Origin of the sequence: Clostridium sp. TW13, assembly GCF_024345225.1 — a bacterium.
Lineage (GTDB): Bacteria > Bacillota > Clostridia > Clostridiales > Clostridiaceae > Inconstantimicrobium > Inconstantimicrobium mannanitabidum.
In genome coordinates this window covers 84450-97410 of the sequence record NZ_BROD01000001.1, presented here as the reverse complement: position 1 = coordinate 97410, position 12961 = coordinate 84450, and the positions used below count along the sequence as shown (strand labels likewise).

At 31.1% G+C, this 12961-nt stretch carries 12 protein-coding genes; 2 read left to right on the top strand and 10 right to left on the bottom strand.

The window, feature by feature from the left end; translation table 11 throughout:
• Nucleotides 1-9 precede the first annotated feature (9 nt).
• From OCU47_RS00515 to groES, 4 genes are all read right to left on the bottom strand, one after another.
• A complete protein-coding gene (locus OCU47_RS00515) occupies nucleotides 10-1695 on the bottom strand; it encodes a GspE/PulE family protein (RefSeq protein ID WP_261826672.1) in 1686 nt (561 codons plus the stop codon).
• A gap of 153 nt (nucleotides 1696-1848) precedes the next feature.
• On the bottom strand, nucleotides 1849-2598 hold the full coding sequence (locus OCU47_RS00510; RefSeq protein ID WP_261826671.1) for a prepilin peptidase: 750 nt from the start codon (nucleotides 2596-2598) through the stop codon (nucleotides 1849-1851).
• A 185-nt stretch (nucleotides 2599-2783) separates the two neighbouring features.
• Nucleotides 2784-4412, bottom strand: a complete 1629-nt coding sequence (gene groL, locus OCU47_RS00505; protein ID WP_261826670.1) for a chaperonin GroEL — start codon at nucleotides 4410-4412, stop codon at nucleotides 2784-2786.
• Nucleotides 4413-4441: 29 nt separating this feature from the next.
• Nucleotides 4442-4726 (bottom strand): co-chaperone GroES, encoded by a 285-nt coding sequence (gene groES / locus OCU47_RS00500; protein WP_261826669.1) that lies wholly within the window; start codon nucleotides 4724-4726, stop codon nucleotides 4442-4444.
• Nucleotides 4727-5032: 306 nt separating this feature from the next.
• On the opposite strand from groES, the gene OCU47_RS00495 reads away from it, so the two are divergent.
• Complete coding sequence (locus OCU47_RS00495) at nucleotides 5033-5686, top strand: TIGR01906 family membrane protein (RefSeq protein ID WP_261826668.1); 654 nt, start codon at nucleotides 5033-5035, stop codon at nucleotides 5684-5686.
• Here OCU47_RS00495 and OCU47_RS00490 read toward each other — a convergent pair.
• Complete coding sequence (locus OCU47_RS00490) at nucleotides 5683-7002, bottom strand: O-antigen ligase family protein (RefSeq protein ID WP_261826667.1); 1320 nt, start codon at nucleotides 7000-7002, stop codon at nucleotides 5683-5685. The two genes, OCU47_RS00495 and OCU47_RS00490, sit on opposite strands and share 4 nt — an antisense overlap.
• Nucleotides 7003-7179: 177 nt before the next feature.
• Here OCU47_RS00490 and OCU47_RS00485 point away from each other — a divergent pair, with 177 nt between their 5' ends.
• Nucleotides 7180-7479 (top strand): HNH endonuclease, encoded by a 300-nt coding sequence (locus OCU47_RS00485; protein WP_261826666.1) that lies wholly within the window; start codon nucleotides 7180-7182, stop codon nucleotides 7477-7479.
• An 85-nt stretch (nucleotides 7480-7564) separates the two neighbouring features.
• Here OCU47_RS00485 and OCU47_RS00480 read toward each other — a convergent pair whose 3' ends face one another.
• The 5 genes from OCU47_RS00480 to OCU47_RS00460 form a co-directional block, all read right to left on the bottom strand.
• On the bottom strand, nucleotides 7565-8467 hold the full coding sequence (locus OCU47_RS00480) for a DNA-3-methyladenine glycosylase family protein (RefSeq protein ID WP_261826665.1): 903 nt from the start codon (nucleotides 8465-8467) through the stop codon (nucleotides 7565-7567).
• Nucleotides 8468-8883: 416 nt separating this feature from the next.
• Nucleotides 8884-9732 (bottom strand): 3-hydroxybutyryl-CoA dehydrogenase, encoded by an 849-nt coding sequence (locus tag OCU47_RS00475; protein ID WP_261826664.1) that lies wholly within the window; start codon nucleotides 9730-9732, stop codon nucleotides 8884-8886.
• A 253-nt stretch (nucleotides 9733-9985) separates the two neighbouring features.
• Nucleotides 9986-10993, bottom strand: coding sequence for an electron transfer flavoprotein subunit alpha/FixB family protein (locus tag OCU47_RS00470; protein WP_261826663.1), 1008 nt, complete (start codon nucleotides 10991-10993; stop codon nucleotides 9986-9988).
• A 22-nt stretch (nucleotides 10994-11015) separates the two neighbouring features.
• Nucleotides 11016-11795, bottom strand: coding sequence for an electron transfer flavoprotein subunit beta/FixA family protein (locus OCU47_RS00465; protein WP_261826662.1), 780 nt, complete (start codon nucleotides 11793-11795; stop codon nucleotides 11016-11018).
• Nucleotides 11796-11808: 13 nt separating this feature from the next.
• Nucleotides 11809-12948: an acyl-CoA dehydrogenase gene (locus tag OCU47_RS00460; protein WP_261826661.1), complete on the bottom strand. Its 1140-nt coding sequence runs from the start codon at nucleotides 12946-12948 to the stop codon at nucleotides 11809-11811.
• Nucleotides 12949-12961: the final 13 nt, after the last annotated feature.

The following is a 12961-nucleotide window of genomic DNA, read 5'->3' as shown; positions in this document are numbered from 1 at the left end:
TCCCACCCTTTATAGTTCCTTTAACAAAGTTACTGTAGCTAACTCCTCCACAGTTGTAACACCATCTAATACCAACTGTTTACATTCTTCACCTAAGGTTTTCATTCCATGCTTAATAGAAATATCTCTAAGTTCATCCAAGCTATTTTTAGAATTAATAGCCTCTCTATGTTCTCTCGTTATTTCCATTATTTCATATACACCAATTCTGCCTGAGTATCCTGTATTGTTGCAATATCCACAGCCTTGGCCTTTATACAATGTTACTTTTTCATCTTCAATTCCTAATATTCTCTTTTCATATTCATTAGCCAAATATGGTTTTTTGCATTTTTCACAAACCCTTCTGACCAATCTTTGAGCAATAACCCCTACTATAGAAGTTGAAACCAAATATGGCTGTATCCCCATATCAATAAGTCTAATTATAGAAGATGGTGCATCATTAGTATGTAAAGTACTCAAAACTAAGTGTCCAGTTATAGCTGCTTTTATAGCAATTTCAGCAGTTTCATTATCTCTAATCTCACCTATCATTACAATATCTGGATCTTGTCTTAATATACTTCTAAGTCCACTTGCAAAAGTTAAACCTGCCTTTACGTTGACATTAACCTGATTTATTCCATTTAAAGTGTATTCTACGGGATCTTCTACAGTAATTATATTTACATCATTTGAGTTCAATTCATTTAATATTGTATATAAAGTAGTGGATTTACCACTTCCTGTTGGTCCTGTAACTAAAACTATTCCATGTGGCTGTTTTATAATTCTATCTAACTTTTCTAAGTTATCTTGGTTCATCCCTAGTCTTTCTTTTCCAACTCTATAGCTGCTTCTATTTAAAATTCTTATAACTATTTTTTCCCCATTTACAACTGGTAATATAGAAACTCTTAGATCCACATCATTTGAACCAACAGTTGTTATTATCCTTCCATCTTGAGGTATTCTTTTTTCAGCTATATTTAATCCTGCAAGTATCTTTATTCTAGTTACCAAAGGAGCTAAACTCTCTATGCCAAGCGTATTTATTGTTTGTAATCTTCCGTCTATTCTATATCTAATTTTTATCTCATGTTCAAAGGGTTCAATATGAATATCTGAAGCCTTCATTTCTACAGAGTTCTTAAATAGATAATCTACCATCTTTACAACTGGAGCATTTTTAACTTCATCTATTTCTTCAACATTAGTCTTTATACTGTTTGCCTCTATACTTTCCTGTGAAAGTAACTTTGCAGCTTCTGAAACTTGCTCACTTGTATAATAAACTTCAATAAACTTTTTTATGTCACTTTTCCTTGATATATATATTTCAATCTCAAATCCTGTAGCTATAGCAACATCATCTATAGCAAAAATGTTAAGCGGATCTGACATAGCTACCTTTATTTTATTATTATTAAATCCAAAAGGAATTAACATATATTTTCTACATAAATTTTGTTGTATAAGACTCATTGCCTTTCTATCAAAATTTATAATGTTTAAATCAACTTTTCTTATCCCTGTTTGTTTTTCGACAGAATCTATAATTTCATCTTCAGTTACAATTTTTTGCTCAACTAAGATTTCTCCTAACTTACCGCCAGATGTCTTTTGCCAATCAAGAGCTTGTCTGAGTTGAAAATTGGTTATCTTTCCATCGTTAACAAGTATATCTCCTAATCTCTTTCTTTCATTAGCCATTAGTATACCTCTCTTTTACATAACAATAGATTCACAGTCCTCAATAACCATCTAATTTTATAATTACAAATATACTATATTTGCTTATTTTTTTCAATTAAATTTCAATTTTACTTTAATTATATTAAACATTAAAAATCTCATTTACATATTCTAAAACATATTCAAATATAAGTTAATTATTTTATTTCCGAATAACATTGCAATTAATGCTCCTATAGCTAAATATGGACCAAAAGCTATCTCTTCTTTTTTTCCTTTAAGCTTTAACAATAAAATTATTATCCCTACAATTCCTCCAATTACAAATGCCAGAAATAAAGTAACAATTATATTTTGTACACCTAAAAATAGGCCACAAATTAATGCTATCTCAATATCTCCTTCCCCCATGCCTCTGGTGAGAATTACTATTAAAAATATTACTCCAAAGCCTATTATAGCTCCCAATAAGTAATTATAAAAATTTTGTTTATACATTATTGAAGAAATAGAAATAAATATCACTCCCATGACCATTCCAAATATCACTGTATTTCTATATACAAATTTAGTTTTATAATCTATAATCCCTATCACAATTAATAAAGAAACTAAAACGCATAGCTTTACAAATTCTATAGTTAGTCCTAACTTTAAATATAACAATACATAAACTACTCCATTTAATAACTCTATGATTGGATACTGTATAGATATTTTTAATTTACAATATCTGCATCTCCCTCGTAAAAAAATATAGCTAAATATAGGTATTAAATCTAAAGGTTTCAGCTGACTGTTACAATTACCACAGTGAGATGGTGGATATGCAATAGATTCTTCATTGGGTATTCTATAAATACATACATTTAAAAAACTTCCTATAACTATTCCAATAACAAATATCAAAAAAAATTCCATAATTACTCCTCTCTCTCTTCTCTAATGTTTTATAGAATATATTCTATCATATGTTTCTATTCTCCTCTTTATTATTCTATTTTTTACGAAATGAAAATATACCAAATAATAATTACATTTTATCATATTAAAAGGCTAGAAAAGAATTAACTTCTCTTCTAGCCTTAATAAGAAATATATTATTTTTAGTACATTCCGTCCATCCCCATGCCTGGTGCACCTGGCATAGGTTGTGGATTCTTTTCTGGTATATCAGCAACTGCTGATTCTGTTGTTAAGAATGTTGAAGCTACAGATGATGCATTTTGTAGTGCTGATCTTGTAACCTTAGTTGGGTCCACAATACCAGCTTTAATCATATTTATATATTCTCCATGTAAAGCATCATATCCAACTCCAACTTCGCTGTTCTTAACTTTTTCTATTATAACCGAACCTTCATCTCCTGCATTTGTAGCAATTTGTCTCATTGGTTCTTCTAAAGCTCTTACTATTATGTTTATACCAACTTGTTCATCTGCCACATCAGAAGTTAATTTTGCAACTTCGTTAATTACATTAACATATGCTGTTCCACCACCTGGAACGATTCCTTCCTCAACTGCTGCCTTTGTAGCTGCAAGAGCATCTTCTATTCTAAGCTTTCTTTCTTTAAGTTCTGTTTCTGTAGCTGCTCCGACTTTTACTACTGCAACTCCACCAGCAAGTTTTGCTAGTCTTTCTTGTAATTTTTCTTTATCAAATTCTGAAGTGGTTTCTTCTATTTGAGTTTTTATTTGGTGAACTCTGTTGTGAATTTCGTTCTTGTCACCCTTACCATTTACTATTGTAGTGTTTTCCTTTGTAATCTTAACGCTTTCTGCTCTACCTAACATATCAATTGTAGCTTCTTTTAAGTCATTTCCTAATTCTTCAGAAATTACTGTACCACCTGTAAGTATTGCAATATCTTGAAGCATTTCTTTTCTTCTATCACCGAAACCTGGTGCTTTGATTGCAACGCAAGTAAATGTTCCTCTTAATTTATTAACTACAAGTGTTGCTAAAGCTTCACCTTCAACATCTTCAGCTATTATAACAAGTTTCTTACCTGCTTGAACTATTTGTTCTAATACTGGTAATATTTCTTGTATGTTTCCAATCTTCTTATCAGTGATTAAAATATATGCATCATCTATAGCTGCTTCCATCTTTTCAGTATCTGTTACCATATATGGAGATAGGTAACCCCTGTCAAATTGCATACCTTCAACTACATCAAGTTCTGTTCCCATAGTTCTTGATTCTTCAACAGTGATAACTCCTTCATTTCCAACCTTCTCCATAGCATCAGCAATTAACTTACCAATTTCTTCATCAGCTGCTGATATAGCTGCAACTCTTGCTATGTCTTCTTTTCCATTCACTGGCTTTGAAATCTTCTTGATTTCTTCTACTGCTTTATCAACAGCTTTTCTTATACCATTTCTAACTAGCATTGGATTTGCCCCAGCTGTTACATTCTTTAAACCTTCTCTTATTATGGCTTGAGCTAATAATGTAGCTGTAGTTGTACCATCACCTGCAACATCGTTAGTCTTTGTTGCAACTTCTTTTACAAGTTGAGCTCCCATATTTTCAAATGGATCTTCTAATTCTATTTCTCTTGCTATAGAAACACCATCATTTGTTATAAGTGGTGCACCAAATTTCTTATCTAATACGACATTTCTTCCCTTAGGTCCAAGTGTTACCTTAACTGTATCTGCTAACTTGTCAACACCTGCCTGCATCTTTCTTCTTGCTTCTTCACCAAACATAATTTGCTTTGCCATTTTCCAAATACCTCCTGTATATTAAAATATTATTCTACTACTGCTAGAATATCTTCTTGTTTCAATATTATATACTCTTCACTATCTACTTTAACTTCTGTACCAGCATACTTGGAATATAATACTTTATCTCCAACTTTAACTTCCATCTCTACCCTCTTACCATCTACTACAGCTCCAGGACCTACAGCAACTACTTCTGCCTCTTGAGGTCTTTCTTTAGCAGTTCCTGTTAAAACTATTCCACTTTTTGTTTTTTCCTCTGCTTCTAATCTTTTTATAACAACTCTGTCACCTAATGGTTTAACCTTCATTGTTATCCCTCCTTAAATATATTTAAATAATATTAATAACTTTATTGTTAGCACTCATTACTATTGAGTGCTAATACAATTATAATAGATAATCCCATGAATTTTTTCAAATTCCCATTCTTAATTATAATCCTATTTTTTGCCCATTATTCATCATTTGCTCAATATAAATCAAACTTACTCACTATTTCTATGTTTTTCTATATTTATCTATATATTTTTTTTCTAGTTTTATAATTATATTTTTTTTGTCCATAATGTATAATAAAATCATATCTAACTACTAAACAATTTGGAGGCAAAAAATTGAAAAACAATATACTAAAATATACCTATCATACTATACTTGCTATTTTAGGACTAATTTTATCTGTAACAACCCTACTATTTATCTTTCTAAAAAGCACTATTATCTATAGTATATTTATACGATACACTGGTCTATCTAAAACAATACAAGTAAGTAATGATGTATTAAATTTAAATTACAAAGTTCTTATAAATTATCTTACAAATCCAATTAATGCACAGCTTACTTTTCCCAACTTCCCAATGTCAAATTCAGCTAGTGTTCACTTTATGGAAGTTAAACAAATCTTTATGATTTTATTAGCTCTAGGCATACTGGGTGCTGTAATCATTTTTATTCATATTGCCATAAATAAGAAAAAGGCAACCCCTTCAAAATTATTATTTCTTAGTATTATGCCAGTAATATCATTCATCATATCAATAATCATTTTATTGGCTTGCACTATAGATTTTGAAGATGCCTTTATCATTTTTCATAAAATACTGTTTAAAAATAATTATTGGATTTTTAATCCTATAACTGACCCTATTATAGATGCTCTACCAGAAAATTTCTTTCTATTAGCTGGAATGTTTATTGTAATTCCTCTATTGATAGAATCCTTAGTTCTATTTTTTAAATTTACATTACCACGCAAACGAAGTTAGACTCTAATATTATTTGTATTCTTATCGTCTCTACTTCTATAACTTTTTACTATGGCACCTAGAAAAATCCAATATAAAGGAGCTACTCCTATTACACTTATGTTAAATAAACTTTGTACTAAATAACCTGTTAAGCATATAAACATTGCCTTATATTTGGGTTTCTTAATATTTCTAATTATATTTTTATATATTACAACTAATAAAATCACATAAAAGAAAAATGCAAAAAATCCACCCGAAGCCCATAGTTCTAAAAATTCATTATGGGCTTTATCTATAATTTGATTATTTTTAGCAATAAGGACCTCATTATCCTTAGGCACATCTCTCATTAGCCTAAGCTGTAAAGAATCCAAACCACCACCCATAATTGGATGCATTTCTATAGACTTAATCACCATTTTCCAAATTTCACTCCTGCTGGTACCCAAATCAGAGGTATCACCGTTTAACAATCTACCAGCATCACTTGTCATGCTACTAAATCTACTGCTTATGCTATTATCAGTGGTAAAATCAAGTATCATAAATATCATACAAAAGCTCAATAAAATAGCCAAAAATCGCTTTCTTAGTTCTCTATTTTTAAACATTATTATTGCAGTAAATAACAACATCACTACAAATCCTACCCATCCGCCTCTTGTTAAAGTGCATAAAAGAGAAGCAAAAAGGATAGATGAAACTATCAAGTATTTTATTTTACCCTTAAAAATATATAATAATGTAGCAGCACCTATAAATAAAATTATATATGATGATAAAAAATTTCTATTTCCTAAAAAAGACATAGCTTGATCATAACTCAATGAACCTATCAAGTAAACTTGCAATGGGTCTATTTGATAAAATTCTACTATACTATATATAGCCATTAAACACGAAACTAGTAGTAAAATATCTATTCTTTTATTGGTTAAGTTTATATACTTTGCTGCCATTATAAACAATAGTATATATACCAAAAACATTAATAGTCCTTCATTTCTATTTTTATTACCCATTAATGCCAATCCAGGATTTATTGCAAATATAGTAGAAAAAATCAAAGATACTCCAAAAGCTATTATGATTATTTTTTCTGTAAAAATCATAAATAAATCTTGTTTAGATAATAATGCTAGAATGAATAATAGTATTCCTACCCCGTACAAAAAAAATGCTTTCCCATCTATATATGGAGAATAAGTATATTTATAAACAATATACGGCATTAACATTATGGTTAGCAGTATTATAAAATTTATTATTGAATCAACTTTAAACTCTCTACTTTCCAAACTACATATCTTTTCCTTAATCCGATTTCTCATTTTTTTCTCCTTAATTATAATTGTAACCATTTGAATTATACCATATTTTACTAAACAGTAATAACTATTTTTTTATTTGTTTATATCAAGTTTACATACATTTAATACCTCTTGTCATCAATTTAAATTCATTATATCATTATAATTGTATATAATATAAGTATAGGGGGTTGTTATATGGCAAATACACTTTATATATGCGATTTATGTGGACGAGAAGTTAGTAATGTAACTGAACACCATTTGATACCAAAACAGCTTGGTGGCCGAAAAATGAATACTGCTACTCTTTGTGCAACTTGCCATAAGCAGATTCATGCATTATATACGAATAAATATTTATCCACAAGATTATATACAATTGATTTGCTTAAAAACGATGTTAAAATAAAAAGATACTTGAAATTCATCTCCAATTATCCTGGTGATTATGATATATGCATTAAAAAGTCTAAGGATATTAGAAGACAAGCTTAACTAATGATATGTAAAATTTTATAATTGAAATTAAACTCCAAAATGATTTAAATTCTAAAAATCATCTTGGAGTTTTGTATTAATTTTAATCTATTTTTATTGAATTTTCTCTAGCATAGTAAAATAAATATTGTTGTGCAAAACCTGATAACTCACCAAATTTTTCTCTTGCGAACACCCTTATCTTATTCAAGGATACATCAGGGGCTAAATAGAAATGCTGCATAGCTCTCTTTACCCAAACATCTACTGGAAAAGCAGAATACTTTTCCATAGAAAATAGCATTATGCAATCTGCAACCTTTGCTCCAACTCCTGAAAAATTCTGAAGTTCCTCATGGCATTCATCATCACTTAATTTTTTTATATTCTCTAAATTATATAACTTAAATTCTTCATTTCCTACATTACAATTATATATTTTTTGCACAGTATCATATATGTACCTACTCCTAAAGGAAGCCCCTGTAGATCTTATATCTTCTTCTGTGGCTTCTTTCAACTGTTCCACTGTTGGAAATGTATAATAACGTTCTCCCTTATATTCAATTGCATCTCCCCATTTCTCACTTATCTTATTTATAGTTTTAGAAATCACAGGTATGCTGTTTCTTGCGGATATTATAAAAGAAATTACTAATTCAAATGGGTCTTGATTTAATAATCTTATACCATAACCAAAATCTACTGCTTTTTTTAACAATTCATCTTTAGACAATTTTTCCTTTATACTAGTGTAATCTCTGTTTAAATCAAAATATTTTCGCCATATATTATTAAAGTCTTCTTCATTAGAGTTATAGATGATTACATCATCTTCTTTTTGTTCAACTTCTATAACTCTGTTAAAAGCAACCCCTATATAAGACTCGCCTACCTTTTTCCATCTAAAGCATTGCCCGCATTCAAAAGTTTGCTTTATATTAAAGTCTTTAGCATTTTTTATTACAATATTATCTTTATTAAACTCTATATTCTCAAAATTCATTTTATTCATCTCCTAAATCTTGTTTAATGTTTATCTTAACTTATCTGAAATATAATTTTTTCTGCCAGCAACTGCACACCTTTCTATTTAACTTTCCAATATAGATATTTGGCATCTGAAAATAGCCTAACTTATACACTTACTTATTTTTTGAAGATACCTTAGCCTTAGTATTATTTCTCCAACTTCAAACAATTATAAATTATTTTTATTGAAACTTACTTATATAATAATAATTATATCATAATATTTATTATCAAGTAGAATAAAATAAAAAAATCCTATGCGACCTTTTTATAAGTTATCCACAAATTTGATTTTATTATAATATCCTAAAGAATAAAAAAACTCCATAGAAAATTCTCATAAAAGAATTTCCTATAGAGTTTGATATCAATCTTCAATCTAAACTTATATTATTTTGCGTAGTTGTGGAATCCTCTTCCAGTCTTTCTTCCTAACCAACCAGCTCTAACATACTTTCTAAGTAAGCTGCTAGCTCTGTATTTGCTATCTCCAGTTTCAGTATATAATACATCCATGATAGCTAGACATACGTCTAATCCAATTAAATCTCCTAATGCTAAAGGTCCCATTGGGTGATTAGCACCAAGTTTCATAGCTGTATCTATATCTTCTGCTGAAGCTATTCCTTCTGATAATATTCCAACTGCTTCGTTTATCATTGGGATAAGAATTCTGTTAACAACGAATCCTGGAGCTTCTGCAACTTCTACTGGTTCCTTACCAATAGCTACAGATAATTCTTTAACTGCATCAAAAGTTTCTTGAGATGTAGCCATTCCTCTGATAACTTCAACAAGCTTCATTACTGGAGCTGGATTGAAGAAGTGCATTCCTATAACTTTGTCAGGTCTGCCTGTTGCAGTTGCAACTTCTGTTATTGATAAAGATGAAGTATTTGAAGCTAATATAGTTTCTGGCTTACATATCTTATCTAATTCAGCGAATATTTCTCTCTTTATTTTCATGTTTTCTATAGCTGCTTCTACAACTAAATCACAGTCAGCTGCTAAGTTCATATCAGTTGTTCCTGATATTCTTGAAAGGATGGCTTCTTTATCTTCTTCAGTCATTCTTCCTTTTTCAACTTGCTTAGAAAGACCCTTGTTGATTCCAGCGATTCCTCTATCAACAAATTCTTCCTTTATATCTCTAACGATAACTTCATATCCTTTTTGTGCAAAAGCTTGAACTATTCCAGCACCCATAGTACCAGCGCCTAAAACGAAAATCTTTTCCATGAACTATTCCTCCTAAAATCTTTAATATTAGATATCCTTAGTCAAAATAAGCTATCTTAACCAAGGCATCTTCAAAAAATAAATAAGTCCCTATGCTAGTCTATTTGACCTTATACTGCGTCAACAGAACCCTTAGATAGCTCACTATCTGCGGAACCTGTTTCCTTGTCTAAGTCCAAATATCCGTCGCATATTTGGACTTGTTATTTATTTTCAGATGCCTAAGGATTACTTTTCACATTAATTGATTGAATTATTCAGCACTCTTTACTTCTTTAACTTGTGCAATTAATTCTGGAACAACTTTAGCTACATCTCCAACGATAGCATAATCTGCTACCTTCATGATTGGAGCTGTTTCATCTTTGTTTACAGCAATGATTAATTCAGAATCTTGCATACCAGCAACGTGTTGGATAGCTCCTGAAATACCACAAGCTATATATATCTTAGGTCTAACAGTTTTACCAGTTTGACCAACTTGGCATGCTCCGTCAATCCAACCACTTTCAACTGCTGCTCTTGATCCTGCTACTGTTCCTTCTAAAGCTGCTGCTAATTCTTCAAGAAGTTTAAAGTTTTCTTTGCTTCCAACTCCTCTACCACCTGATACGATGAATTCAGCTTCTGCTATATCAACCATATCTTTCTTAGCTTTGATTACTTCTAAAACTTTAGTTCTTATATCGCTATCAGCTAATTTAACTTCAACTTTTTCAATGTTACATTTTGATGGATCAGTAGTGATTTTTGCAAATACTCCTGGTCTTACTGTAGCCATTTGAGGTCTATGTTCTGGACAAGCAATTGTAGCCATTAAGTTACCACCAAATGCTGGTCTTGTAGCTAATAAATCTCCATTTTCAACTTCTACATCGATTGATGTACAGTCAGCAGTTAATCCTGTTGATAATCTAGCTGCTATTCTAGGACCTAGGTCTCTTCCTATGAAAGTAGCTCCTACAAATAATATTCCTGGCTTTCTTTCAGCTGCTAAGTCACAAATAACTTTAGCATATCCTTCAGTTGTATAGTGTTCTAAGTTCTTATCATCAGCAACTAAAACTTCATCAGCGCCATGTGATGCTAATGTTGTTGCTAATGACTCTATATTATTTCCAAGTAATAAAGCAGTTAACTTTACTCCTAATTTATCAGCAATTCTTCTACCTTCTCCAAGTAGTTCTAAAGATACTTTTTGTAGTTCGCCTTCTCTTTGTTCAGCAAAGACCCAAACGCCTTTGTAATCTGCTATATTCATAATAAATTACCCTCCTATTATCTTAGATGTAGTGTTTTTCTTGTAATTTTCCTACAACATAATATGCTGCATTTTTAGGTGATTCTTTTACTAATTCTCCAGCACCCTTAACTTCTTTAGTCATAGACTTCTTAACCTTTGTAGGTGAACCCTTAAGACCTAATTCAGCTTTATCTACATCTATATCATCTGCAGTCATAACTTTTATTTCATCATCACTAGTTGAGAATATGTTAGCTACATTCATGTATCTAGCTTCATTTAATTCTTCGATTGCAGTTAATAGACATGGAGTCTTAACTTCTACTAGTTGATATCCATCTTCTAATGCTCTGTTAACAACTAATCTGTCTGCTTCAACTTTTACATCTTGAACATAAGTTACTTGAGGAATATTTAAATGTTCAGCTATTTCTGGTCCAACTTGTGCAGTATCTCCATCAATTGCTTGTCTTCCAGCAAGTACTATATCATAATCTAATTTTGCAATAACTCCTGCTATTGCTTTTGAAGTTGCTAATGTATCAGCTCCTCCAAGACATCTGTCAGTTAGAAGGATAGCTTCATCAGCTCCCATACATAATGCTTCTCTTAAAGTTGCCTTAGCCATTGGAAGTCCCATGCTTATAACAGTAACCTTACCACCGTTAGTTTCTTTTATTTGTAAAGCTGCTTCTAAAGCATGCTTATCTTCTGGATTCATTATTGATGGAACACCATCTCTAATTAAAGTACCAGTCTTAGGATCTATTTTTACTGCTGTAGTATCTGGAACTTGTTTTACACAAACTACTATATTCATTACAAAAGTCCTCCTATCTTAAAATGCTGCCTGCGATAACCATCTTTTGAACTTCTGAAGTTCCTTCATAGATTTCAGTTATCTTAGCATCTCTCATCATTCTTTCTACTGGGTATTCCTTAGTGTAACCATATCCACCAAAGATTTGAACAGCCTTAGTTGTAACTTCCATTGCAACGTCTGCTGCAAATAACTTAGCTCTAGCTGCATCAATAGAGTATGGTTCTCCTGCTTGTTTTTTGCAAGCTGCTTTGTATACTAAATGCTTAGCTGCTTCTATCTTAACATCCATTTCAGCTATATACCATTGTAATCCTTGGAATGCTGATAATGGTTTTCCAAATTGCTTTCTTTCTTTCATGTAGTTAACTGCTTCTTCAAAAGCACCTTCTGCTATACCAAGAGCTTGAGCTGCTATACCAATTCTTCCTCCATCAAGAGTCTTCATTGCTATACCAAATCCCTTACCTTCTTTACCAAGTAAGTTTTCTTTTGGTACTATACAGTTTTCCATTACTAATTCAGTAGTTGAAGATGCTCTAATACCCATCTTGTTTTCTAACTTACCTACTGAGAATCCTGGGAATGATTTTTCAACTACAAATGCAGATATTCCTCTAGTTCCTTGGCTCTTATCTGTCATAGCAAATATAATGAAAGTTTCAGCAACTCCACCATTTGTTATGAATATCTTTGAACCATTTAAAATGTAGTTATCTCCATCTAATACAGCTGTTGTTTGTTGTCCAGCAGCATCAGTACCAGCACCTGGTTCAGTTAAACCAAAAGCACCAAGTTTCTTTCCGCTACAAAGATCAGCTAAATATTTTGCCTTTTGTTCTGGAGTACCATTTTCATTAATTACTGATGCACATAATGATGTATGAGCTGAAAGTATAACTCCTGTTGTACCACAAACTTTAGATAATTCTTCTACAGCGATTATATAAGAAAGAACATCTCCGCCTGCTCCACCATTTTCTTTTGCAAATGGAATACCCATCATGCCTAACTTAGCCATCTTTTCAACGTTTTCCATTGGAAATCTTTCTGTTTCATCAATTTCAGCAGCTATTGGCTTAACTTCATTAACTGCAAATTCTCTAACCATTTGTTGTACTAGTTCTTGTTCTCTTGTTAATTTGAAATTCATTTAATTTACCTCC